Genomic DNA, 23,864 nt, shown 5'->3' with positions numbered 1-23,864 from the left:
AATTAGCTATTTATAAAAACTTAAATAATAGTCAATTAATTTAATGACTTCATATATTTTTTTATATTCTTTTTCTATTTTATAGGAAATAAACAATATAGCTAAATTAAAACTCAAAACTGCTAGAGCGACGATTTGGACAAGTGATATCCCAGTCATCAATTTAATATTGATTGCTGAGGCAATTATTGTAATCAATGATAAGATGACACCACATAATGTAATATAAATTGGCTTTGATCTAATGATTTCATTTGCTTGCAATTTTAAAACATCTAGTAAAAATCGAATTTCTTGCAATTTATATTGTTGATCAAAAATCACGAAATAGGACATATAAACATCGTTTGTTATATTTTCATTCAGTATATTTTTATGAATTTTTCTCACTAATCGATCACAAAAATCTTTATCTAATGCTTTTTCAGGTACGAATAGTTCCTCTTTATTTTCAAAAACATTTGTGCCGGGATGCTTCAAACCCCTCATCCTCTCATACTGGTTTACTTGATTTAATGACCTTATGAAGAAAACTCAAAGTCACCCAAATTTTTCAGATATTTAAATTATATGAAGGGATGGAAAGGTAGTATGTTAGTTTGGCTAAAAATTTTATTGGAAGTTTAGTGACTGCGGGAAACATACATAAAGTTCCTTAGTAAAGTTGTCGATAGACAGCTAATGCATCCGTAATATTGAACTGCTCTGTTCGTGGATCACCTTGAGCACCTACTGTTACTAGAATATACTCCTCGCCTTTAATTGTCGCTAAACTTGCTAAACATAATCCTGCTTGCTCTGTGTAGCCAGTTTTGCCGCCAATTATTCCACCCCTTGTATTTTCAATAGCCTTCAAATTTTTAAACATTCGACTCGTCACCATCATTCCCTCTGGATGAAGATTCGTTGACTTTATTGAGTATCTTTCCGCCGTATAAATATCCCGAAAGGTGTTATTAGTTAAAGCATATTGTAAAAGTATCGAAATATCTTTCACACTCGTATAATGATCAGGATGATGGAGTCCTGTTGCATTCATAAAATGTGTGTTTTTCATCCCTAGTTGGTTAGCTTTTTCATTCATTAACTTTACAAATTTACTCTCAGATCCAGTAATGTAATCTGCTAAGCCAATAGAAGCATCCGCACCTGAAGGTAGCATTGAACCATAAAGTAAATCCTCTGCTGTTACCTCCTCATTAGGAAGAAAGCCTGCCATAGAAGCATTTTCTTCATATAAATTCTTAAATATACTTTTAGGAAGTATAATCTTTTCCTGTAAATTCGGGATATTTTCAATTGCCACTAAAACCGTCATGATTTTCGTCAAAGAAGCTGGAAAAATGATTTCGTCACTATCTTTGTCCAGTAAAATCTTATTTGTGTCTAAGTTCACTAATATAGCATTTGAGCTTTGTAAATTTACATCAAGATTTATTTCACTTTTCTTTGGCATTTCCAGCTGAGGATTATCTATTTCTAGCTTAGATTGTTGAAATGGATATTCTTTTACAAACATGGACACCAGAAAAATAATTATCAGTAAAATTAAGCTATAAAATCCTTTTCTTTGAAACATAAAAACAACTCCTTCTATCTATACCTCTATTGAAACATAAAAGAAGGAGCTATTTTTTTAATAATCTATTAAAGAATTCTTAAGGTTTCTTAAGAAAGTGTTGGAAGCATAACAGTGAACACTGTTTTTTCATCATTACTTGAAGCTGATATTGTTCCTCCATGAACATGGACTATTTCATTGGCAATTGCAAGACCAAGCCCAATCACACATAAAAAACCACTCGTTTGATAACGAAGTGGTTTAAAGAATTATTATGTTGAAATATATGCCATTAAGGTGGGTTCATTATCTTGTTTGATCATCATAATAGGCTTCATTAGCAGCCTTTTCATTTGTGCCCTTTATATAAGCTAAAATCACATCTGGTCGTTTCAGTAACATCCAGTCTCCATAATGGTCAAATCGTCTGCACGAAGTAATCATTCCACTTTTAATCGTTCCGTACTTTTTACCGTGCTTCTTGCCCCACTGTTTTAAACGCTTAGCAAAATCAGCGTCTTCGGCCATTAGCATATTCTCATTAAAACCATTTATTGCCTGAAAGTCTTTTTTATAGCACCAAAAAATCCCTACAGAAATAAAACCATACTTAATCAGTAAAGGAACAATTAGTAGCATAGTAGATACTACTATACCTAAGGACATTCTTTCAAAACTTCCATTCACGCCTCCTCCAATGAATTGGTTGGATGCTAAGTGCTTTTCAACCTCAGTTAGCATGTGCTCTGTCATTCGAGTATCAGCATCAATTGTAACGAGAATATCGCCTTTTGCTAACGCAGCTCCAGCATTTCTAATTTTAGATAAATTTTTATTGTTATTTTCCAATGTCACGCAATTGTAGGATTGTGCAATTTCTTTCGTTTTATCGGTACAACGATTTAACACAACAATAACTTCTACTTGATCTATATACGGTTGTGCAGCCTTTGCAATCGACTCTAGACACCCCCCAATATAATTTTCTTCGTTATGAGCAGGTATTATAATAGAAAATTTCACCTCAGGAACATCTTTTATAAATGATGTACTTTCCGACATATAAAATCTCCCCTTAATAAGTAGTTCTCGTTATTTAAATTTAAGTAAACATGTAAACGCTTCCCTCAATTTTTTATTTTTAGGTTTTTATGTCTATACTGTAACAACATTTACACTGTAGTAAAATGTATTAAGTTCCATTTTTGAAATCACTTTCAATTTTTTGGTCAAAAAAATTGAGTTGATTTTGTGATTATCAACTCTTTCGTCTCATTTTATTTAAGATTTTCATTCATTAGAACTTCTTTTATTTGATCTGCTTGAGATGAAAATCGCCGTTGAGAAAATAAACATTCCAGTACATAGCCACATCGTTATCCCATTCCATTGCCCGTTGAATATTGTAATATTTGTGAGGATGATAAATTGCATGACACAAGTTGCTATATATAGTGCTAAGGGATAGTTCATGAAACCGCCTCCATTTCGAAGTCTTCATTTATTATATTATTCAACACATACAGAAAAAAATCCTTTAAACAATGAACAAGAGTACTGCAAAAATCGTTGCAGTACTCTTAAATCGGATGGGCTTAACTTCCAAATGCGAAAATAAGCTCTGTCTCACAAGCTATTTCTCCGTCAACTGTTGCAATTCCTCGCCCTTTACCAATGGCACCCTTTAAGCGTGTAATTTCCACTTCAAGACGCAATTGATCACCAGGTTTAACTTGTTTTTTAAAGCGACAATTATCAATACCTGCCAGTAATCCAAGTCGGCCTTGATTCCCTTCTTTAGTGAGCATAATAATGGCACTTACTTGAGCTAATGCTTCGACAATTAATACACCTGGCATCACTGGATAATTCGGGAAATGTCCATTAAAAAATTCTTCATTGATCGTTACATTTTTAATGGCTACCGCTCTCTTCCCCTCTTCTAATTCCAATACTCTATCCACTAACAGAAACGGATAACGATGTCTAATAACTTCTTGTATTTGTTGAATATCTAGCATAAAAAACCTCCAAAAATATTGTCACCTAATTCTATCATTAATTATTAGTAGTTAGTACTATTTTAAGTTTAAAATACGAATTAAAAGCCACAATCCCATGGATGTGGCTAATATATTTTGTCTTAATAATCTTGCTTATGAAGTGGCCAAATCGTTGTAGCTACTTTTTTATATGAGAAAGTTTCTCAAATAATAATTTGGGGCTGCTCCTAGTGTATCAACATAAATACTATCTCCCAACATTATACAAATATAATCAAATCATTTTCTGATTTTTTTAAATAGTTGTTTTCACTTCTTTTCAGTATTTCATTATCGACAGGCATATAGAAGATAGCATATAATATTTTTTGCATTCAATAAGTTAATTTTATTATTCTCTTAATTGAATGTTTAGTTTATTAGAATAGGATGGATAAATATGTTATCTTTTATTGCAATAGTTCTTCTTTTATTTTTAATTCCTGGTCCGGCTGTTATCATTACCATTACGCAAACGTTGAAAGGTGGTAAAAAGAACGGTATTTTCACTGCACTAGGCATTGGATTAGGTGATTTAGTTCATACGTTAGCAGCTGTATTAGGGTTATCAGCAATTTTAATGAACTCTGCCACTGCATTTGAGATAGTGAAATATATTGGTGTTGCTTACCTAGTTTATTTAGGTATTCAAATGCTTTTAACAAAACCACAAAAAATAGAAAAACCAACTGTTGAACAAAGTCCGGCAAGTTCTTCGTTCCGACAAGGTTTTTTAGCGGAGATTTTAAATCCAAAAACTGCATTATTTTTCTTAGCGTTTTTACCACAGTTTGTTCAGCATAATGGTCAATCGATCACTGTACAATTATTGATTTTAGGCATTACTTTTGTTGTAATGAGTGCTTTATATACTATTTTGTTAGCTATTATTACAAGCTTTATTGGTGAAAAAATCTTTACGAAGACATCAAACAATGGTTCGCGTTGGATTGAAAAGGCAGTTGGTTTCGTTTATATAGGTCTAGGTGTTAAATTAGCACTTCAAACTCAAAGTAGATAATATATAGTTTCTTAGGGAGAACACGATAAATACGTGCTCTCCTTTTATATTTCAAGAACAAGTCCCATTTCAACTCTTACTTCTTTTTTTTCAATATCATTATTGGAGTAACTTAATAGATCACAGCCAATTAGTTGAAATCCATGCTTTTTGTAAAATTGAATTGCAGGATAATTAGAAGTTTGCGTTTCTAAAACGATCGCCCTTACCCCTATTTCTGTTGCTCGCTTTTTCACCAAAGCCATGAATTTACTTCCAATTCCTCTATGTTGATGAGATTGATCAATATGAATATCATTAATTCTTAACACATTATGCCACTTCTCTTGGCTGATGCTAACAATTCCTACATCTTCTTCATTTAATTCAGCAATATAGCATTCAATATCTTCTATATGATCTTCAAAAATTTCTCCTTCCAAGTACTTGTGAAACGGGGTTTCGAAATGTTTTAACGTAAAATCAATTGCCCAGCCATTTTCTCGTTCTTTATAGACAACATCATAATAGTTGTTGGAGACGTATTGATAGATAATTTTTTTACCGTTAGGATAGTGTTCTTTATATATCCTTTTTATTTGAAACAACTTTAATCACCCTTTTCATAGTTCATTAGATAATCTTACTGAAAATTGGTATTACTATAAACAATTAGAAGATTTACAACTTGAATAGCTGATTACCTTCATTATAACCCCATTCGGATTTTTGGATCACTTGAATACATGAGTCCTATTCAGTATAAACTTGTACACCATAAAAAATTGTTTAGTTTTGTGTAGACAATCCACTTGTTATAAAATACTCTTATTACTTTTTAATTAAGGCTGTTTTCTCAAAGATTGTTGCTGTTAAAACAAAAAGGCAGATAATTAATCTACAAAACGTGTAGATTAAATCTTCCTTTTTCATTGATGAATCGAAAAATTAAACTAAAGCACCTTAGTTGAAGATGATTTAACTCTCTTCAACGTTTATAACTATTTCACCAAATAATTTATCATTAAAATATATTTCTAATTTCCATAATCCACTTGTAGGGAACACCATATTCGATGGGATATGGGAATCTGCACCGCCATTAGGGCTAATTGAAGCATTAGAAAATTGCCATACTTTATCATTGCCAGATAACAACACAGGATGTTCTTTCCCTGCTTTGTCAATTCCAACTACTTTAAAATCACCACTGATACTATCTTTCTCTCCCCAGAAATACCACATATGTTTATTTGCTTTATTAGCAATAAACTTTTCTTCTACTACCTCACCTGTTTTACCCGATCCGACCAAAAGACCAACTTTCCCTTCTTCACCAATCAACAAATACTCACCCTTTGTCCCGTCACCAAAAGTAACAGGTAATGAAAAAGTAGGACTTACCTCTCGATTTTCGTTCTCATCAATATTGTTACAACCGACAAGTGTCATTAAGAATAGCAGCACAGAAATCAACATAATCATTTTGTTCCTCATATTGCTCCCCCTTATCAACTAGACATTCCTGTTATTAAACCCGAGATAAACGATATTCCACACTACTTCAACATTCTTACAAATATCCCTTCTTATTCAACTAACCTGCTCCGTTAGTTGAATAAATACATCACTTAATCCGTTTAAAAAGCAACTGATAAATGGTGCTCTTTATCTTTTCTTAATGCTCCTACTGTGAAATACGGCGATGGAAATTATTAACGTGTTGTATGTGGAATATCCCTTTTTTTACTCGTTGATTTTGATTAAGATTAATTGTTTCGTGTTTAAGATTTTTTGCTGCTGCAAATTTTTTATAGTTGGTAGCTGTATCCGTGCATAACAAAGAAGAATGGGCTATATAATCCCCGATAACCCCATCAATTTCTTCTGCTTTCACACGACCTCTTCCCGCCATCCTTGCAATAATATTGTTATTTCGATCTTGTGCTACAACTACAGTACGATGTGTAAATCTACGACCTTTTAAAGATTCACGAAAGAACGTCTCATCACATGATGCCAGATAATTGGTTGAAGTCGTGACTTCCTAAAGCGTTTAAAATCTTATGTCTCCAATAAAATGCGGTAGATATATGAATTTTTAAAGAGTCTGAAATCTTCGGTAATGTTACACCGTTTATCATCATTTTAATGTATTTAATCCATTTTTCCGGATAACGCGAACCTGAAAAAGGCGTATTTGTCATATCATTAAATGTTTTTCCACAATCCTTACATAAATATCTTGTCAGAACGATATTTACCATTACGTTATACGGCAGTACTTCCACAATGAAGACAACCTAAACCAGACGAAAAGCGAGACTCCTTGATCTTAGGAAGTAATTCTTCCATTTTATTTTCTTCTTTTGGATATAGATCTTGTTTCATTGCCTTAAATAAGGCTAGTTGATCTGTTTTTCCTAATTCTCCGACTGCTTCATATACATATCTCCACATTATTAAACGCCTCCTGAAAATGCATTATATTAAACCATATTCAGCATTTTCAAGATAGCAACAATCTATACGAAAACAGCCTTAATTAAAGAAGGTGTACACCAAAACGGCATATAATTTCGTCAACTTCATCCATTAAGCGTTGTAGATTCTCTCTTCCTACCTACTTAGACTCTGTAATTAAATATTCCACAGCTAATACAGAACTCTCAAAAAGAGCCCAATATAGAAAAGCTGTCTTAATTAACAGCCATTAATCTTTTTATGATTTATTTTGAATATCTTCATACCATTTTAGTACTTTTAGTTCTATGTCTTTAACAAAATAATCTTTACCCTTTATATACGATTCTATATCATTAGGAAATTGTCGTGCTAATTTTTCTTTTAATTCTCCATAATTCTTCATATCATCTGGGTGCGATTTTAAATAATCTCTCGAAAAGCTAGGTGCCTTTTTATTTCATAACTCCCAATCTGATAGGATGTGAACGTGATGAGAGCGATTGTCCTCACCAAAATTTCTCGTTTTCGCAACAGGCATTATATCTATTTTTGGTTTAACTTTTAACCATGGAACGAAAACAATCTAAAAATCAATTATGCCTCGGCATAATTACGTTCGGAATCGGCTTTGTGCTTAGGCATGAGATGTTATTTGCGCGAAAGCGTAGTACTAACGTAGCGGCAGCGGCAACAAGTTAAAATATTTGCTTTTTGCCCCATTTGTGCGGTTTTATGTACAAGCTTATAGACCCTTAGCAAACCAAAAGTCTATAAGCTTGATGTGGCCTATTCTATTTATTGTTTAGGTGTATTTGCGGTTAGTGGATTACTGTTTGCTACCAATTGTACCGGTGTCGTGCCTTGTTGAGCAGACTGTGTCATTTGTTGTTCATTATTCATTAGCCCAAAGCGTTTCATTACACCAAAAATCGCCGCGCCGCCTATAATGCCCCATGCTAAAAATCTCACTGACGAAAACCTCCTTTCTCCATTCTGAATTTTTTAAAACAGCTTTAGTATTGGAAATCCTATGCGGTTTATACTGTGTTAACTGAACGAGTTTTTTGTTCAATTTACAGATTATTTGTAAAAATCACAGAATATAGTAAAATATAATGGAATAAATTTCAATTGTAAGTAGTATATGAATATTAAAATTGCTTCAATAGAAGAAATCCCACAAATAGAAATATTATATGAAGAACTGTTTTTAGAAATGTCAAAGCTACAACCTCAATACATAGCTCCTGCTAAACAGGATGTAGAGCTTCTTAAAAACATAATTTCGGGAAAACAATCAGATATTTTTGTTGCTGAATTGGATGACAACATTGCCGGATTTTTACTAATTCAAGAATTAGCAACACCTCCATACTCTTGTATCGTACAGCATATTATGCATATATTATGGATGTAATTGTTGGAAGCCAATACCAAAGTAAAGGCATCGGTTCCCTATTGCTACGAGAAGCAAAAAAATGGGCAGATGAGCGTAAATTAGCTTACTTGGAGTTAAGCGTTTTACCAGAAAATATTGGCGCTATTAACTTGTATGACAAACATGGATTTATTGAAACGAGCCGTACTATGCGATTAGAGCTTTAAAGTTATTTATGATATTAGAGCCTGCGTTGAGCAAAGCAGGCTCTTTTATATTAAGTCGAATGTAAACTATCGCCTGTTTTATGTTTACTTATATCCTGTAAACTCCAATCAATTATGCCTCGGCATATCCCGTGACATCCGCCGGAGGCTTTAACTACTTTCAGCTATTATTTTCTGTAGCGAAAGCAAAGCGACAGGTACATACGTTTGCATTCGCTGAAAAGTTACCTAAACCAACATTCATCTCACCACCTATAAAGGAGGGAAACTTCTACTGAAGAAGTTAAATAAAATCTTTCCAAGTAAAATCAATACTTAAAATACCAATTGGAAGTTCGGTAGCAATATAATTTTTTTCAATGGCCAATTTTGGTTTACGGAAACATACAAGATTATTATAATAACCAAAAGCTCTGCAAATAGACGGACGTACCGAATGAATTCCACATCGGTCATTTATTTCGTCATAAAATATACAGGTTCCATAAAAACGTTGTTGGTTTTTTAAATCTAGGCTCATTTTTTTAGGCATCGCTTTGATTTTCTTTTTTATTTTCTTTAACTCTTGTTCTGTAATTGGAACAGGCCCACAACATATCCCTCTACAGGCTTTACAAGGTAATTCTTCCATAAAACAATCATCTCCTAGAAAAAGCAAGTGTTTTAATTCGTTTTTTTATTTGGATTCTCTAGTTCAGTAACTCAATGAAGTCAAAAAAATAGGACTCCCCTGGCCAGGAGAATCCTATTTTACACTTTAAATCATTAATTGTAAATTATATCATAAATTAATTATTTTGTCAATCAATTAATCTACACAATTTCTAGTATCTAGCATCATATTCAATAGTATTTATTTAAAAAACCAATGATAACATTATTTATATCATGGTATGTATGCTCCTAGAGATAACTACTGGCAAAGTGATCTACATCATCTTTTAACGGCCAATCCTTATTATTAAAATCCTTCTTTCTCATAACAGAAATGGAATTATTACTATCTTGAGTGTGATCAAGACCCAAAGCATGTCCTACTTCATGAACTGTTGTTTCTCTCCTTTGAGTTTGATTTAATCCCTTCCATGATTTATAAATTGTTATGTTTGAATTAAAAGAAGAACCATCACGATGAGTAGCATAATGCTTCACCATTACAACATTTCTATTAATATCTACCTCTTTAGTGAATTTAACTTTATTAGTGCTATGCCCAAGCAGTAAATTCTCTTAAAACATCATCTTTATCACCCATATTAATTAGTTCTGGGCTAATATAATAATACAAATCTAAATTATCCTTCTTTTTAAAATCTAATAACTTATATGTATCAGCTGAAATAGGTACAGATACAACACAAAGTAATAGTACAATTAAAACGACTTTCATTTTCCCCTTCATTTAACCATCTCTTCTTTGATTTACACTTTATGGAAGTCACATAATTTAATTTAACCTTAATTAAAATACGAATAAAGGTATACAATTTATTATTTAACTTCTATGGTAAAAATGTAAGAAGAACTTCCTTTGTCCCATCTACTAGAAACAATATATATATTTGCCTTTTTCATTTGGTGCAGAAAAAACATTACCTTCTACTTTTATTTTTTTACTTTCACCCAAATGTTCCATTTCTACTTCTATTTCATCAATAGGTTGTTTCTTAAAATTAATTTTTATTTCACTTTGAGGGGATACAGGAAATGGAACAATTTTATTATTATCAATAATTGCTGATGGAGAATTTTTATCAACACATTCTGAACCTGTAAATTTACTCCAACAATAAGTACCTTGTAATACTGTTATCTTTTTGCCTTCTGACAATACAATTGGCTTAGGTGGATCAGCATTAAGTAACATGATAATCAACAGAAATACGACAATAAAAAAAGTAATTATACTTATCTTTACACCTTTCATTTAAACCCTCCTATCAAGTGTCAGAAAATTTAAGAGTCTCGAAAAAATTCCTTATCAACTTATATTTCCATATAGGTAATTTTTCGTGGTTAAAATAAGTGCTCTACATGGAAAAGTAGCATTTGAAACTAGTTCCACTTCTTTACCTGTCATTTGGTGAGTTCCCTTGATGCGAAGGAAGTCTCCTGATTTAACGCTCTCTCCCGAAAAATGCCAGCCATATTTTCCTGTTTGGCCAGCCCTCTTTTTTCTTCTTTACTATGCGTAAATCCTAATAATTGCCGTTCACCTATAAAGCTTAAATTTTCAGATGTGAAATACTTGCTTTCTTGCCACTCACTCATTTTCTTTTGTTAGAACTTCTCCAACAAGTTTCAAACTATTTTCATGTTGAATTATGTCGTTGGATTCTTTATGGGAGCAACCACTAATACCAATCCACAAATTGTAACGAAACCTTTTCACTAATTTCCCCTTTTATTGTGTAACGATTATTTATCATTTTTTGTTACAAATTTATCATTGTCATTTCCGTTATATTCTAAGTGTAATTGCACAATCTAAACTGTAACTAAACAATAACGGAGGTTATAGCAATGAAAAAATTCCTATATATCGGAGCAATGGCAGCATTCCTATTAACCGCTTGTTCTTCTCATGATGAAGCTCCAGCTAGTGAACAAGCGGAAGCAAAAGAAAAAACCGTCAATGCTGAGACAAAAGAAAATCTTGAGAAAAGTTTTTTATATGATTCGGAAGATCCGTTTACAAAGTGATTGAAGAGGACAGATAACTAATTAAGGTTATCTGTTCTTTATGTGTACTTCCATCACTGAAATCTCTTCGTTTAGTTTGGAGTTAAATCAGTCTTATCATGTGGAATTTGATCAATCATATGCGTTATGCGTTCTTATGCTCATGTTTTATGGCTGTTGTTAACTTTAATACTTCATTAACTGCCCAGCTTTGGTGTTCGTTTGTCATTTGTAGAATAAAAATATCTCTGGGCACACCCTATAAAATGACCTATTTCAATATCCATTCCCATCTCTTCAAGGGCTTCTCTTTTTAAACATTCCTCGTGAGACTCATTTTTTTCCATTCCACCACCCGGGAGGAAAAATTCGCCATCATTTGTTTGAATAATCGCTATTTTTTCTTTCTGACTATTGAATATTAAACAATAAACAGCGGGTCTCCATATGTAGCCTTTGCCTTCTATTTTCTTACCGAATGTGATAATACCCATAATTAATCCTCCTCTGTTTCTGATTCGCTATTTGTTTTATCAAGATAGTTAAAGAAAAAAATCCTGCAAAAACAGGATTTCAAACAACTTTTACTTTATTTTAAATGATCAATCTTATGATAAAACTACAACAAACCCTTTAAATTAAACTGCTTTCCCATTATTAAATGGAGGTGCTGCTCCGAATTAGTTTACTTTAATTTTTCTTTCTTTTTAAGAACAACAAACGATATCGCTGTCCCTTGATTTGGTTTACTTTTAATTTGAAGTCCCTTACCATAATGTTGTTTTAAACGAAGATCTGTATTAAGCAACCCAATGCCAGTTGAAGTCTCCGATTTTCTCTCTAGTAATCGTTCCATTGTAGACTCATCCATTCCAATACCATTATCTGACACAGTAATCTCAATGTACCTGTCGTAATCTACAATGCGAATATGAATATTCCCACCATTTTCACGAGGCAAAATACCATGTTTTAAAGCATTTTCAATTAATGGTTGGATGGTTAATGATGGGATCATAACGTCTGTAGAAACTTCCAAATCCCACGTTGCATTGATACGCTCCCCAAAACGTTCTTTATGAATATATAAATAGGATCGAACAAGATTTAATTCATCCTCAATTGGAACAAGCTCATCAATATTCTGGAACTTAAATGATTCCCTTAAGAAATCACACAGTGCTTCAAGTAGCTTACTAGTACGTTCAATATCAATTTCACTTAATGTAACAATGGCATTTAGTGTATTGAAAAGAAAATGCGGCTGTATTTGTGCCTGAAGCCAAGCTGCCTCCATTCGAAGCCGTTCTTGTACAGATTGTTTAACATCGGTTAGTGCTTTTACTCTTGATCTTAGCTCTAAAGCGTCCACAGGCTTCATGACATAATCATTAGCACCAGATAAAAATCCATTTTTAATGTCTTGAGATTGACTTCTTGCCGTAAGAAGTAACACTGGAAGTTCTGTTATTGAAAATTGCTGACGAATTGCACGTACTAATTCGTACCCGGACATATTTGGCATCATCACGTCTGAAATGACCAAATCCCACTCTTGAGACATTAATATTTCAAGAGCCTTACTACCACTTGTAACCGTTACTAAGTCGTATTTTTCTATTGAAAGTATTGTTTCGATAACTCTTAAGTTCACTGGATCATCATCGACGACCAAAACGCTAGGTCGATTTGCTTCAATAATTGAATGGTTTTCAGTTCGATCGTCGAATGGATTTGTAGAAGTCGCTACTGTTGATTCTTCCTTCGCATTAGATAGTAGAGCCTCATGTTCTGTAGCATTTTCCTCATCAGGTAAGTCTGATATTGGTAAAGTGAAAGTAAATTCAGACCCTTTCCCTACAACTGAATGTACCTGTAATGTTCCCCCATGTAGTTCAACTAATCGTTTACTAATACTAAGCCCTAGCCCAAATCCGCCTTCAATCATTGCCTTACTAAGGGTACCCTGTTCATATGGTTTAAATATACGTTGAATGGTGTCCTCATCAATACCAATACCAGTATCCGAAATAACAATTTCTGCCATACCATTTTTCACTTGACCTAATATTGTCACTTCACCTTCGTTCGTGTATTTCACCGCATTATGAAGAAGATTGAAAACAATTTGAATAACTCTATTTTCATCAGCAACTACTTTTGGAAAATTTTCAGGAAAATGATGAATTAACTGAATCTGCTTTCCTTCCCTCATAACATAGAGCATATCTAATACACCCGATACAATTGGCTGAATCGAAAATGTTTTAAGGTTAAGTTTAGGATTATTTTCTTTTAAACTCATAACATCTAGTAAATCATTTAACATTAGTGACATACGCCTTCCGACAGATAGCACTGTTTCTAAATCCTTGACACTTTTGTCACTGAGCACACGATCTTCTCTTTCCAAAACAGCTTTTGACATGTTAAGGATCCCATGAAGTGGATTGCGTAATTCATGAGACGTATTGGCAAGGAATTCATCCTTTAATTTATCTGTCTTTTGGAGCTTAATAGCAAGTTCTTTCGTTTCCGAATGGACTTTAGCATATCCTTTAAACCATAAAATTGCCAAACAAGCCACTGTTATAACAATATCAAATGGATACATAATTATTTTTATTCCAAAAATAAGAAGTAGGCCATCCCATATAAGATTATTACCAAATGCTAAAATGGCAAAAAGTAAAAAAATATTACTTTTAATCTCTTTAATTGATTCTCGCATTACTGTTAGAATCGTTATAACGATCGGGATTCCTAAAATCATAATGAAAATGCCTTGATTGATTACTACATAACGAGTAGGTAGTACGATGGTCAATAATGATGCTATAGCACAGAAAATACTAAACAAGTGAATATATTTTCTCACATGCCGAGGTAACCAATGTTTTATGCATTGAAGCAGTGAAAAGCCTATGCCAATCATAGAAAGATGAACTAATTTAAAGGCCCAATCGTAACTAATCGGAAACCAATAAGATAATAATTTGTCCTCGCTTCCTAATAGGAAATAAACCATACTATTAATCGATAACAGAGAAAAGTAAAGCAATCTTCTTTCTTCCATGATTCCTACAAAAAATAAAATAATGGAATAGATAGCATGTAGTAAAAAAACTACTGCTACTAGTTGTTGCATATTGATCGACAATTGAGTTTCCCGAGCTAATATATCTTCTTTCCCTAATTTAATGGAGCGAACAATTCCACCGTCACGAGGGTCCTTAAAGTTTGAAGCTTGAACAATAATTTCGATTTCTTTGTGACCGTTTGCTTCAAAGGATGCAGTATATGGAACATTTCTGGCAACCGTCTTTTCTGCAACCTCCCCTATTTCACCTGATTTTGCCAACCGCCGACCATTTACATATAAAACTGAAGAACTTCGCACACTCGGAACGCGAATACTATAAGTAATAGTGTCTTCTGGATTGACGAGTATTTTTAAGCGATAAGTACCGTAACCATAAGGGCTCCTCTCTCTCTCTTGTAAAGAAGAGCTCCACCCCTTAGGAACCTGTATGTATTTAGCATGATTCTTCGTAGATTCGATATGCTTTTCTTCACTAACCAACCAATTATAAGGATAAAATTCCCACTCGCCATCAAGTGTAAGAGCATGACTATCATTAAAATTCCAATTTCTTAAATCCATTTGCCCTTTTACAGCATGTGGTTGATCTGTATTATTAAATAAGTTCAGCCATAAAATTCGTGAGCCTGTTAGAAAGATAATAAACAAGCAAATGATTAGAACAATTTTTCTCTTTTTCATTAGGAATAATTGTCAAAAGGTAGTTTATGTTTTTCTGTTATAACACAAGCTCCTTAGGCAAAACCACACCTCCTACGATATATTATCGTATCTGAGTTACCATTACTTTTAAATCTATTTCTTAAACTAAAATCTAAATTTTATAAGGTATTAGTTTTGACCTTTTATACAACAGAAAGAAGGCTTTTTGATATCGGGTGTTTAGGCTAGTTAAATGATTTTAGGCTGGCACAGCATGCTAAAATGTAACAGCTCTCACTGTCATCCGGAGTGCCATCCAAATCAAAAATATTTCCTTCTAAAATTACGATAGCTTTAACTGTTTAAGTGCATAATCAGTTGTTATTGTAATGTTTTCAGGTATTTCGTCTATTGCGAACCAATGTACTTTTTCTAAAGCATGCGGTTCTCTATTTCGTACTTCCCCATTCGTAATACGAGCAGCAAAAGTAGGTGCTACATAATGAATATCTTCAGATTGAATAATATGATTGGTCACACATACTAATCCTGTTATTTCGATGTCCACTCCAAGCTCTTCCTTAATTTCTCGTATAATCGCATTTTCTATTGTTTCCATATAGTCAACCTTGCCACCAGGTAAACTCCAACAGCCGGCTTCAGGTGCTTTTTTTCGTAAAACAAGTAAAATTTTATTTTCGTCATTTTGGATAACTGCTCCCACGCCAACCTTTGGTAATTTTCCATTTTCCATTAATCTTTCCCCCCCCTTTGAAAACTAACCTCTATCGAAAGTTTGTCACTTTTTTTACAAAGGTCTTTTTATCTTAATTGCAAATTTATTTCTTTAAGTTAGATGATTACCTTCTCTCCTTTTTACTGCTTTACGTATTATAGATTGTAGAAAGGAGGTAAGTTATTATGGGCTATTCAGGTAATGGTTACGGCACAGGGTCCGCTTTTGCCCTAATTGTAGTATTATTTATTCTTTTAATTATCGTTGGCGCAACTTTCATTAGTTACTAAAAAACGACACTACCAAAATCTCAATTGCTCATACTTTTCCTAGAGAAATAATAATTTATCCCTAACCTTCTAAGAATACTCAGGGTCACTGTCCTCCGGTGACTCTTTTTCTTTTTAAATAAAACATCTAACGACAAAAGCAATAACATAATTAATAGATATTATTACCACCTATTGCTTTTAAGTATTCACCTGCTAAATATACACCTTTTTCAACACCGTTTATTCATTTTAAAAAACCTTTCCCTCCTTTATTTTTTAAACATTCCTATTATATCAACTTTAGGAATATTAAGGGAGTTAAATTTTCGCGAGAATCTCGTTTATTTCATCGTTTTAATGACAAAAACCAAGACAGTCATTAATCTATCTTGGTCCTGGCCATTTTATGATTTTTAACCTTTATTAGAGAAAAGATATTAGTATCATACGGAACACCGTTTTGGTGCATATAATTTTTTAATATCCCTTCTTTTTCAAAGCCTAAATTGGTTAATAGTTTATTGGAAGCTTCATTTTCAGTAAATACAATAGCTCCAATACGCATTAAATCCATTTCTTGAAAGCCGAATGATAGTACTTTAGTTACAGCTTCCTTTGCATACCCTTTTCCCCAGCTTTCAGGAAAAAGCGCATAACTGATATCAGCTCTTTTATGCTCAGTAGACCATTCTTGAAAACCAATAGTACCAATAATTCCTTCTTGGTCTTTTAATGCAATTCCCCATTTTATACCACGTTTTTCATCATAATTCTTTGAAAAATTGTTAATGATTTGTTTAACCTGCTCTATACTTGTTAATGGATTTTGCCCATAATGGCGTAATACATCGGCATTAGAAAAGCAATTTAAAACATCTTGGGCGTCATGTTCAGTAAGTTCTCTCAACACTAATCGTTCCGTATCTAAAATAGGAAACATCTTCTTCACTCCACTTCCAAATAAGGTATTATTTAATTCTATCTAATAAAATGAGAGTTGCAAAACTATTTTTCAATAATTTATATTACTATGTTTATTCAATAAATTTAGAAAAATAATAACTTTGCCGTGGGGGATTCCTACACTAATGGAAATGAAAATGAAAAATAACACTTAATTGATTGATAATGAAATGGTCTCTCCATCTAATGAACTTCTTAAAATGTTATCCTCAACTCGTAGCGCTGAACTAATTTATCCTACTTCAGGATTAATCCCACCATACATAAGGTGATTGGCCCTGCGTTCATTCCTCTGTACAACATAGTATAAAGAAAAAAAGGAAGTATCATTTGTTTGTTGCTGTACTATTAATCGCACAGCATTGTCCTTTGATAGCACCGTATTCTCTATTTCACCAATGATACAAATGCGCCGCTGTAGCTTATCAGCCCTTAATTGTGGCGCTTGCTTATATGGGCCTAGACGAAGTGAGTAATCCCACATTCCAGCGTATAGGTATTACTTTCAAAATGATCGAAAAGACAAACTGGAGAAATGGATGCCGGTATATGTGAACCACATTTTGAAATAACAGTAGAAAGTCGTCATTATTCCCTTCTTCCCAGTGCCCATAGCTGTTTATTAACATTAAAAAAGTAAATGTATTATAAAGGCTGTTCCGTATTGATACAGCATTTATAAAATATATTACTTTTCTTTTCTTCAAATAATCCTGCTATAAATTTTTATAAGGAGGGGATTGTTTTGAGTTGTCCATCTTATGGAGTAAATACACCCGGTACAAATTTTGCCTTTGCTATTGTTTTATTCGTGCTATTGATTATTGCCGGTCTTGGCTTATTTTATTTATTAAGAACTTTAGTATGGACCAGTGCGTAGTCTTGCCTATTATCACAAATACTCAAAAAATAAAGTGTGTTGGATTTTTACAAAATCTTCATAAAATCAAATCAAAGAATGGGCAACCGAACTATAGAAACTACGTTTGGTTCCATTCTAGGGCTTTCGTGTACACGGAAGTCCTTTTTTCATGTTTTCAAAAACACGGATGTACAACTATCCTTGTCTTCTCATATTTAATTTCGAACAATTTTAGTCACCAGCTTATACAAGGTATTTTTTCGTCAAATGTTTAATTTCATTTTTCTACTCACGCTATTCATTTCAAAATGTTTATAAAAATCAATAGCTTTCGTATTGAATTCCCAAACATTTAACTCAATTGAATTAACCTCTCTTTCTTTAGCCCAAGTTATACAAGCAGTAAATAATATTTTTCCAATTCCTTTTCGCTGTAGTTCAGCTTTTACACCAAAATCGTGTATGTACGCATATTTCCGTGGAACAAGCGACTCGAAAGATGGAGAAGTTTCAACACTTATGACTGCGAAACCTACTACAATTTCATCTTCCTTCGCAATTAGAATATCACTTACTTCGTTGCCAATTAGTTCTTTATAATAAGTTTCAGGCATTACTGACTCCACACTTTTAAAAATCGTTGGTTCCTCCATCACATGCTCTTCATGCCCTTCTTTTACTATCTCATTCACAGGTAAATAATCTTCATCAGTTGCAATAAAAACCTTGATTGTCATCATTTAAGCCCCCTCATTTTAATATACTATTAAGAGATCATGGTATTAAACAATATGGAATTTTTAAGGATCATCACCAAAACGAGTGGTTGATTTCCGTTCCGACTGGGCACTTTGTAGCTGACGCTTCGCTTTCGCTACAGAAAACATCCGCTGCGCTGCAGGGTCTCGGGCCAACACGCTGTTGGTCACGAAGGCGTTATCACAGGATGTGATGCTTTTAGCCTTCGTTCCTCTATCGCTGATCCCCAAGGAGTCGCCCAGTCTGTTAAACTTGTTGCATGGTATAAGGCTGTTTCGTACACTTAATTATCTTTCCAATTATTATTTTCCTATACATCCCATTTAGCATTATAGATGTATCTTCTTTTACTACTATATTTACAGGTGATATTTCTTCAAAGCTCCGGCCAATATCAGTTCCTAATATGCTTATAATGGGTCTTAGCAACATTTTAGGCATGGACAGTTTTTTGTCTTTAGGGACAAATTTATCGAAAACAATTATTTCCCCTTCTTGCTTTAATACCCTTGTCATCTCTTGAAAACATTTAGTTGCATCAGGTACTACCGAAAGGATTAAACTAGCTATGACATAGTCAAACGATTCATTTTCAAATTCAATATTTTGAGCATCCATTTCTAAGAATGTTATTGTAGAATTTTCGAACTTCTTTTTTGCTTTTCCGAGCATATCAGGTGAATAATCAATAGCCGTTATATTTAGGTTAGCGTGATTTATCAGCTCTAAATCTGCTCCTGTTCCTACACCGACAAACAGGATCTTTTGTTGATTATTGAATGGTATGGATTGAAATATTTGTTTTCGAGCATTTAAAAATCCCCCTGAATTAAAAAACTTATCGTAAATTGGAGAACCAATCTTATATATAAATTTATTCCAAATATTATTCAAACGTCTTCACTCCCATAAATTATCCCCTCTTAATCCTATAATACATCCTATCATTTTCCTTTTGTAAAAAATCACCTATTTAACAAACCTTTGACAATGCGTTAAAAAAAAACCGATTACTCATTATCATAAATAATGAGTACCGGTCTTTTGTTTATCTCAAAAAAATTGTAAACTCCTAAATTTTCTGGACACCACTTAATGATAAGGCCAGCACCAAACCCATAAAGTATCCCCATTATGTAATTTTCCTTCGTTTATACTTAACTGTAAAGCTAATGGGATAGAAACAGCTGAAGTATTTCCCATATACTCAACACTAGTTAATGTTTCCTCTAAACTAATACCTGATCTTTCACAGATGGATTCTATCATTCTTAAATTAGCACTATGAGGAACAAACCAATCTATTTTTTTGCTTGCTGTAGTAATTCCACTATTCCCATAGGAAATGTATACCTCTCCCCCATATTTGTACCTATATGATTGGCGATAAAGCTTGGCATTTCTTCATCTTTTGCTATTAAAACTGCTGCAGCGCGCCATCGATCTGTATAATCCGTAACTTTTTAGACGCTTTTTGGCAAATAAAAAAGGCAGCAAGAGGCAGAAGCCCTTGAAACCTTTTTTAGTACGATTTCTTACCCACGACCAGCTTGGAATTCCGGATATAAAGTCATTCCACCATCTGCAAAAAGAGTAATGCCGGTTACATAACTAGCTTGAGATGAAGCAAGCCATACTGCGACAGCGGCAATTTCTTCTGGCTTTCCGATATACCCCATCGGAATCATACTTTCCACATCTGCACGTTTTGCTGGATCTGCAAATTTTTCTGCATTTATAGGCGTATTGATCGCTCCAGGTCCAATGTTATTGACACGAATTCCTTTTGGAGCATATTCTAACGCTAAAGTTTCAGTCATTAATTTTATGCCTCCTTTACTAGCGGCATAATGCACAAATAAAGGCCAAGGAATTTTCTCATGAACACTGGACATATTGATAACAGTACCTTTAATATCGTTCTCTACGAAGTATTTAATCGCTTCTCGACTTCCTAAAAAGGCACCTGTTAAATTTGTATTGATGACTTTATTCCAATCACTTAACGGCATTTCATGAGAAGCTACTGGATTTTCTATACCCGCATTATTAATCATTACATCGATAGTCCCAAACTCTTTTATAGCTGTTTGAACGAGATTGATGACATCCGCTTCAACTGTAACATCACCTTGTACAGCAATGGCCTCCCCACCGGCTTTTTTAACCTCTTCCACAACAGCATTTATATCCGCTTCATTTGATCGATAATTAATAACTACTTTCGCTTTTTCTGCAGCAAAGCGAATGCCCATTGCCTTACCTAGTCCCGTTGCAGCACCTGTAATGACAACAACTTTTCCTTCTAAATCTGGATACATACAAGGCCCTCCCTTTTATCTTTTTGCAATCCCTAACATAATTCCAGCAGCAACTATAAAAGCGATACCGATGAAAATGGCGATAAGTTGCCGCTTTGTTTTTTTCTCACCTAATATAAAAATTCCGCCTAGAGTAGCAATAACGATCCCCATTTGGGAAAGAGAAAAACTTGTTGCGACCCCTACACGTGGCTGAGAAATAAATAAAAACATATTTCCGGCAGCCCATATTAAACCCGGAATAATATTACGAAACGCATATTTGTTAAATGGTTTATGCTTAAATGTTAATAAAACTCCACCTATTACCATCCCGATTGCTTGCGGCAATAATGCAGACCATCCACTTACATTGAATAAGCGTACTACTACCACATATACTAAATATCCAAAAGTGGAAACAAGTAAAATTAAAATTCCTTTTTTCAAATTGCTTCCATGTTCTTCTTTTTTCTCTTCTGGATTTGGAAGAGATGTAAGAACGATACCAACAAGTATACTGATAAGGGCAAGAATTCCTAATATAACCGACATTGTTGTTGACCATTCATGGAACACAATGACACCAAATAAAGTTGTTGATACTAATTGTAGTCCTGTTGAAATAGGCATTGTTTTGGAAACACCTATTAAATCGATACTTTTCAATTGGTTTACTTGCCCTAATGCCCAAAAGAGACCGGATACAATCCCGACACCAAACACTATAGGAGATAACTCAGGCTTTACAAAAAAGTAAATACCTATAGAGAAAATAAGTGCACCAAATGTTGTTCCAAGTACTTGACTATAGGGTCCGCCACCAAGCTTGACGTTAAATAATACAATACTTCCCCAAAAGAGAGCTGGTAATAATGCTAAGATAATGTCCATTTCTTTAAACTTTTCACCTCTTTAAATACTTTATTAAATTCTGATTGCTGTCACTCGATATACTTTTTTATGATGCACTAAAGGAAATTTTTTATACTTTTAGTTTAGAATCACTTTTTAAGTTTGTTAGGCAAAACTTTCACTTTCGTAACGCAAAATAACCAAGACAGCACTTAAGCTATCTTGGTTCAATAGTTAAATCATAATTGCAGTTGGATCATTTACATTCTTTTTTATTTCTTATACTAAGGCATTCCACTCTGCAAAAGTAGTTATCTCATCATAATAATATAGTAAGCTAATTTTTTAGCTACACCGCCTTGAATTGTTACTAAGGGTCACTTGGTGGCCCTTTTTTATTTCTCAAGTTTATTGAACATTTTCCCAGAATATCCAATTCCAAAGTGCAATTTTGTAGGATAAATACCTTTCCCACTTTCTAAAACGATACATATTATAGGAGTAGAAAGGAGGAATGCATCATGGGATGCTTCGGAAACTATGGCAATTTTAACAATTGTTGCTACGGAGGTTATAGCTATGGAGGTGGCAATAACGGTTCAACATTTGTTCTAATTGTTGTTCTGTTCATTCTGTTAATTATTGTCGGCGCTACTTTCATATATTAAACTTTATAAGAAAAATTCTTTGGAGCTATTTAAAAATAATATACTGGGTGAAAATTTTTTCCTTATACCAGTTCATTCAAGGTCACTTCCACAGAGTGACCTTTTTAGTAATGAAAACATCAAATGAAATCTTATCAATAGCTAGTACCAACAATTACTTATTCTTTACATCTTATATATTTTCCATAATTATTGTAGGCACTAGCTTCATACTATTCATAAATAATACCAACACTTCGCTTTGATACCTATTAATAAGGAATCTCCTAAATTCAAGATAAGGATCATTTTCCTCCGATGACTCTTTTTATATTGTAAGTCACTTTTTAAAAGGTAGAGCACATTATTTGTTCTTAGCTAAAATAATACCAATACTTTATAAAGAGAGTGCCGTTTGTTTTTTTAAATTAGTAATAGCGTGGGTTCGTATGCTGGTGATGGTGGTGGTGGTGCGGATGTCGATGATGTGTTGGATGTGTTGGATATGTTGTATGTGTTGGGTAGTAATGCATTGGGTAGAAATGGTGGGTTGGATAATGGTGGGTTGGATAAAAATGGGCTGGAGAAGTAACCGGATAATACGGATGTCTCCCACCATGTTGTGCTCCATAACCATCATGTCCGTAATCGTATCGCATAATTTTTCCTCCTTTCGATTTCGATATAGGTTATGCTATAAAAGCATTAACAGTCTACGCAAATGCCTATGCTAGTCAAATTGCCTCCCCTTCACACCTCAAACAAAAGACAATGACCATTCCAACTAATCATTCAACTTTCATTACGTATAAATCGGTCATGTAGAGTTAATAAAAGAAAAAAGAACTCACTTTAGTCAACACATGAATAGATCTTTTAATCGTTAGGGTCAAACAATAATAACAATCCGAAAGCACGAGTAATTCATACCCATTTTCACAGTGAACTCCTCTAGCATAAATTAATGTTTTAGTTCCAACCCTCTAAATCATTTCGGCAACAACTCGAATCCATTTATAGATATATTTACCACACCTTCTAAATCCCCCCTAAACTATGTTATAATTTCAATGTACATAGCAATAAAAATTAATATTATCCAGTAATAAGGAGCGATTAAACATGGTAGATAAAAAATGTAAAAGATGCGGGAGTACTCAATTTACAGAAGCTACAGACTATATGCCTATTAAGCCAAGTAAAGGTTCATTTAGAGGCGCAAACAAGATTTATACATTTTGCTTAGATTGTGGTGAAGTTGATTCAATTCGTATAGAAAATACAATTATTTTTAAAAAAATAGCTGAAAATTAACGGTACTGAGCACGCAAAATACTTGATTGTGACTGTACGCCAAATTAAAAAAGTG

31 protein-coding genes and 3 pseudogenes are annotated in these 23,864 nt (G+C 33.5%); 8 read left to right on the top strand and 26 right to left on the bottom strand.

Going from position 1 to position 23,864, the window contains the following annotated elements:
* Nucleotides 1–6 precede the first annotated feature (6 nt).
* The 5 genes from C7Y47_RS06490 to fabZ form a co-directional block, all read right to left on the bottom strand.
* Entirely contained in the window at nucleotides 7–480 is a 474-nt protein-coding gene (locus tag C7Y47_RS06490) for a hydroxymyristoyl-ACP dehydratase (RefSeq protein ID WP_255505047.1), read from the bottom strand.
* Between the two features lie 175 nt (nucleotides 481–655).
* Nucleotides 656–1,579, bottom strand: a complete 924-nt coding sequence (locus C7Y47_RS06485) for a D-alanyl-D-alanine carboxypeptidase family protein (RefSeq protein WP_142508021.1) — start codon at nucleotides 1,577–1,579, stop codon at nucleotides 656–658.
* Nucleotides 1,580–1,668: 89 nt separating this feature from the next.
* Nucleotides 1,669–1,788: an ATP-binding protein gene (locus tag C7Y47_RS25505; protein WP_436970099.1), complete on the bottom strand. Its 120-nt coding sequence runs from the start codon at nucleotides 1,786–1,788 to the stop codon at nucleotides 1,669–1,671.
* Between the two features lie 79 nt (nucleotides 1,789–1,867).
* A complete protein-coding gene (locus C7Y47_RS06475) occupies nucleotides 1,868–2,623 on the bottom strand; it encodes a glycosyltransferase (protein ID WP_142508020.1) in 756 nt (251 codons plus the stop codon).
* Nucleotides 2,624–3,156: 533 nt separating this feature from the next.
* Nucleotides 3,157–3,582: a 3-hydroxyacyl-ACP dehydratase FabZ gene (gene fabZ / locus C7Y47_RS06465; protein ID WP_132357947.1), complete on the bottom strand. Its 426-nt coding sequence runs from the start codon at nucleotides 3,580–3,582 to the stop codon at nucleotides 3,157–3,159.
* Nucleotides 3,583–4,003: 421 nt separating this feature from the next.
* On the opposite strand from fabZ, the gene C7Y47_RS06460 reads away from it, so the two are divergent.
* Complete coding sequence (locus C7Y47_RS06460) at nucleotides 4,004–4,624, top strand: LysE family translocator (RefSeq protein WP_142508018.1); 621 nt, start codon at nucleotides 4,004–4,006, stop codon at nucleotides 4,622–4,624.
* Nucleotides 4,625–4,668: 44 nt separating this feature from the next.
* Here C7Y47_RS06460 and C7Y47_RS06455 read toward each other — a convergent pair whose 3' ends face one another.
* The 5 genes and pseudogenes from C7Y47_RS06455 to C7Y47_RS24855 form a co-directional block, all read right to left on the bottom strand.
* Complete coding sequence (locus tag C7Y47_RS06455) at nucleotides 4,669–5,211, bottom strand: GNAT family N-acetyltransferase (RefSeq protein WP_142508017.1); 543 nt, start codon at nucleotides 5,209–5,211, stop codon at nucleotides 4,669–4,671.
* A 370-nt stretch (nucleotides 5,212–5,581) separates the two neighbouring features.
* The gene (locus C7Y47_RS06450; RefSeq protein WP_142508016.1) at nucleotides 5,582–6,100 is read right to left on the bottom strand and encodes a DUF4871 domain-containing protein; all 519 of its coding nucleotides are present in this window, start codon (nucleotides 6,098–6,100) and stop codon (nucleotides 5,582–5,584) included.
* Between the two features lie 199 nt (nucleotides 6,101–6,299).
* Nucleotides 6,300–7,063 (bottom strand): annotated as a pseudogene (locus tag C7Y47_RS06445) (IS1595 family transposase); the annotation flags it as partial.
* 262 nt (nucleotides 7,064–7,325) lie between these two features.
* Nucleotides 7,326–7,493: pseudogene (locus tag C7Y47_RS25500) on the bottom strand (GrpB family protein); the annotation flags it as partial.
* A 371-nt stretch (nucleotides 7,494–7,864) separates the two neighbouring features.
* Complete coding sequence (locus C7Y47_RS24855) at nucleotides 7,865–8,038, bottom strand: hypothetical protein (protein WP_185903419.1); 174 nt, start codon at nucleotides 8,036–8,038, stop codon at nucleotides 7,865–7,867.
* Between the two features lie 175 nt (nucleotides 8,039–8,213).
* Between C7Y47_RS24855 and C7Y47_RS25495 the strand changes: the two genes are divergently transcribed.
* Together C7Y47_RS25495 and C7Y47_RS25490 are read left to right on the top strand one after the other, a co-directional pair.
* Nucleotides 8,214–8,486, top strand: coding sequence for a hypothetical protein (locus C7Y47_RS25495; RefSeq protein WP_255505046.1), 273 nt, complete (start codon nucleotides 8,214–8,216; stop codon nucleotides 8,484–8,486).
* Nucleotides 8,477–8,674, top strand: coding sequence for a GNAT family N-acetyltransferase (locus C7Y47_RS25490; RefSeq protein WP_255505045.1), 198 nt, complete (start codon nucleotides 8,477–8,479; stop codon nucleotides 8,672–8,674). Before C7Y47_RS25495 ends, C7Y47_RS25490 begins: the two co-directional genes overlap by 10 nt.
* 283 nt (nucleotides 8,675–8,957) lie before the next feature.
* Here the strand turns inward: C7Y47_RS25490 and C7Y47_RS06430 are convergent, their stop codons facing one another.
* From C7Y47_RS06430 to C7Y47_RS06410, 5 genes are all read right to left on the bottom strand, one after another.
* The gene (locus tag C7Y47_RS06430) at nucleotides 8,958–9,305 is read right to left on the bottom strand and encodes a YkgJ family cysteine cluster protein (protein WP_142508015.1); all 348 of its coding nucleotides are present in this window, start codon (nucleotides 9,303–9,305) and stop codon (nucleotides 8,958–8,960) included.
* 272 nt (nucleotides 9,306–9,577) lie between these two features.
* The gene (locus C7Y47_RS06425; protein ID WP_142508014.1) at nucleotides 9,578–9,829 is read right to left on the bottom strand and encodes a matrixin family metalloprotease; all 252 of its coding nucleotides are present in this window, start codon (nucleotides 9,827–9,829) and stop codon (nucleotides 9,578–9,580) included.
* 52 nt (nucleotides 9,830–9,881) lie between these two features.
* A complete protein-coding gene (locus C7Y47_RS06420; RefSeq protein WP_142508013.1) occupies nucleotides 9,882–10,076 on the bottom strand; it encodes a hypothetical protein in 195 nt (64 codons plus the stop codon).
* A gap of 141 nt (nucleotides 10,077–10,217) precedes the next feature.
* Nucleotides 10,218–10,601, bottom strand: coding sequence for a hypothetical protein (locus C7Y47_RS06415; RefSeq protein WP_142508012.1), 384 nt, complete (start codon nucleotides 10,599–10,601; stop codon nucleotides 10,218–10,220).
* 149 nt (nucleotides 10,602–10,750) lie between these two features.
* Nucleotides 10,751–10,945 carry a hypothetical protein gene (locus C7Y47_RS06410; RefSeq protein ID WP_142508011.1) on the bottom strand — a complete coding sequence of 65 codons (195 nt, stop codon included), beginning with the start codon at nucleotides 10,943–10,945 and terminating at the stop codon, nucleotides 10,751–10,753.
* Nucleotides 10,946–11,197: 252 nt separating this feature from the next.
* On the opposite strand from C7Y47_RS06410, the gene C7Y47_RS06405 reads away from it, so the two are divergent.
* Entirely contained in the window at nucleotides 11,198–11,377 is a 180-nt protein-coding gene (locus C7Y47_RS06405) for a hypothetical protein (protein ID WP_142508010.1), read from the top strand.
* Between the two features lie 176 nt (nucleotides 11,378–11,553).
* On the opposite strand, the gene C7Y47_RS06400 is transcribed toward C7Y47_RS06405, so the two are convergent.
* From C7Y47_RS06400 to C7Y47_RS06390, 3 genes are all read right to left on the bottom strand, one after another.
* Nucleotides 11,554–11,850 carry an NUDIX domain-containing protein gene (locus C7Y47_RS06400; protein ID WP_255505044.1) on the bottom strand — a complete coding sequence of 99 codons (297 nt, stop codon included), beginning with the start codon at nucleotides 11,848–11,850 and terminating at the stop codon, nucleotides 11,554–11,556.
* 191 nt (nucleotides 11,851–12,041) lie between these two features.
* Nucleotides 12,042–15,140 carry a hybrid sensor histidine kinase/response regulator gene (locus tag C7Y47_RS06395; RefSeq protein WP_142508009.1) on the bottom strand — a complete coding sequence of 1,033 codons (3,099 nt, stop codon included), beginning with the start codon at nucleotides 15,138–15,140 and terminating at the stop codon, nucleotides 12,042–12,044.
* Nucleotides 15,141–15,444: 304 nt separating this feature from the next.
* Nucleotides 15,445–15,855: an NUDIX domain-containing protein gene (locus tag C7Y47_RS06390; protein WP_142508008.1), complete on the bottom strand. Its 411-nt coding sequence runs from the start codon at nucleotides 15,853–15,855 to the stop codon at nucleotides 15,445–15,447.
* A 167-nt stretch (nucleotides 15,856–16,022) separates the two neighbouring features.
* Between C7Y47_RS06390 and C7Y47_RS06385 the strand changes: the two genes are divergently transcribed.
* Complete coding sequence (locus C7Y47_RS06385) at nucleotides 16,023–16,127, top strand: YjcZ family sporulation protein (protein WP_142508007.1); 105 nt, start codon at nucleotides 16,023–16,025, stop codon at nucleotides 16,125–16,127.
* A gap of 361 nt (nucleotides 16,128–16,488) precedes the next feature.
* On the opposite strand, the gene C7Y47_RS06380 is transcribed toward C7Y47_RS06385, so the two are convergent.
* Nucleotides 16,489–17,049, bottom strand: a complete 561-nt coding sequence (locus C7Y47_RS06380) for a GNAT family N-acetyltransferase (RefSeq protein ID WP_142508006.1) — start codon at nucleotides 17,047–17,049, stop codon at nucleotides 16,489–16,491.
* A gap of 255 nt (nucleotides 17,050–17,304) precedes the next feature.
* The gene (locus tag C7Y47_RS06375) at nucleotides 17,305–17,556 is read right to left on the bottom strand and encodes a hypothetical protein (RefSeq protein WP_142508005.1); all 252 of its coding nucleotides are present in this window, start codon (nucleotides 17,554–17,556) and stop codon (nucleotides 17,305–17,307) included.
* 261 nt (nucleotides 17,557–17,817) lie between these two features.
* Between C7Y47_RS06375 and C7Y47_RS25485 the strand changes: the two genes are divergently transcribed.
* The gene (locus C7Y47_RS25485; protein ID WP_255505043.1) at nucleotides 17,818–17,952 is read left to right on the top strand and encodes a hypothetical protein; all 135 of its coding nucleotides are present in this window, start codon (nucleotides 17,818–17,820) and stop codon (nucleotides 17,950–17,952) included.
* A gap of 245 nt (nucleotides 17,953–18,197) precedes the next feature.
* Here the strand turns inward: C7Y47_RS25485 and C7Y47_RS06370 are convergent, their stop codons facing one another.
* The 5 genes and pseudogenes from C7Y47_RS06370 to C7Y47_RS06350 all read right to left on the bottom strand — a co-directional run bounded on the left by C7Y47_RS06370 (nucleotide 18,198) and on the right by C7Y47_RS06350 (nucleotide 21,887).
* Nucleotides 18,198–18,674 (bottom strand): GNAT family N-acetyltransferase, encoded by a 477-nt coding sequence (locus tag C7Y47_RS06370; RefSeq protein ID WP_255505042.1) that lies wholly within the window; start codon nucleotides 18,672–18,674, stop codon nucleotides 18,198–18,200.
* Nucleotides 18,675–18,939: 265 nt separating this feature from the next.
* Nucleotides 18,940–19,587 (bottom strand): class I SAM-dependent methyltransferase, encoded by a 648-nt coding sequence (locus C7Y47_RS06365; RefSeq protein ID WP_142508004.1) that lies wholly within the window; start codon nucleotides 19,585–19,587, stop codon nucleotides 18,940–18,942.
* Between the two features lie 198 nt (nucleotides 19,588–19,785).
* A pseudogene (locus C7Y47_RS25480) lies at nucleotides 19,786–20,156 on the bottom strand (3-oxoacyl-[acyl-carrier-protein] synthase III C-terminal domain-containing protein); the annotation flags it as partial.
* A 72-nt stretch (nucleotides 20,157–20,228) separates the two neighbouring features.
* A complete protein-coding gene (gene gdh / locus C7Y47_RS06355; protein WP_132357967.1) occupies nucleotides 20,229–21,014 on the bottom strand; it encodes a glucose 1-dehydrogenase in 786 nt (261 codons plus the stop codon).
* Between the two features lie 15 nt (nucleotides 21,015–21,029).
* A complete protein-coding gene (locus C7Y47_RS06350) occupies nucleotides 21,030–21,887 on the bottom strand; it encodes a RhaT/GlcU family sugar-proton symporter (protein WP_142508003.1) in 858 nt (285 codons plus the stop codon).
* 482 nt (nucleotides 21,888–22,369) lie between these two features.
* On the opposite strand from C7Y47_RS06350, the gene C7Y47_RS06345 reads away from it, so the two are divergent.
* The gene (locus tag C7Y47_RS06345; protein ID WP_142508002.1) at nucleotides 22,370–22,516 is read left to right on the top strand and encodes a YjcZ family sporulation protein; all 147 of its coding nucleotides are present in this window, start codon (nucleotides 22,370–22,372) and stop codon (nucleotides 22,514–22,516) included.
* A 407-nt stretch (nucleotides 22,517–22,923) separates the two neighbouring features.
* On the opposite strand, the gene C7Y47_RS06340 is transcribed toward C7Y47_RS06345, so the two are convergent.
* A complete protein-coding gene (locus C7Y47_RS06340) occupies nucleotides 22,924–23,154 on the bottom strand; it encodes a hypothetical protein (protein WP_142508001.1) in 231 nt (76 codons plus the stop codon).
* A gap of 463 nt (nucleotides 23,155–23,617) precedes the next feature.
* Here C7Y47_RS06340 and C7Y47_RS06335 point away from each other — a divergent pair, with 463 nt between their 5' ends.
* Nucleotides 23,618–23,809, top strand: a complete 192-nt coding sequence (locus tag C7Y47_RS06335; protein WP_142508000.1) for a hypothetical protein — start codon at nucleotides 23,618–23,620, stop codon at nucleotides 23,807–23,809.
* Nucleotides 23,810–23,864: the final 55 nt, after the last annotated feature.

Origin of the sequence: Lysinibacillus sphaericus (assembly GCF_006864135.1) — a bacterium.
Taxonomy (GTDB): domain Bacteria; phylum Bacillota; class Bacilli; order Bacillales_A; family Planococcaceae; genus Lysinibacillus.
The sequence above is the reverse complement of the archived record's forward strand: the minus strand, read 5'-3'. Positions and strand labels throughout refer to the sequence as shown.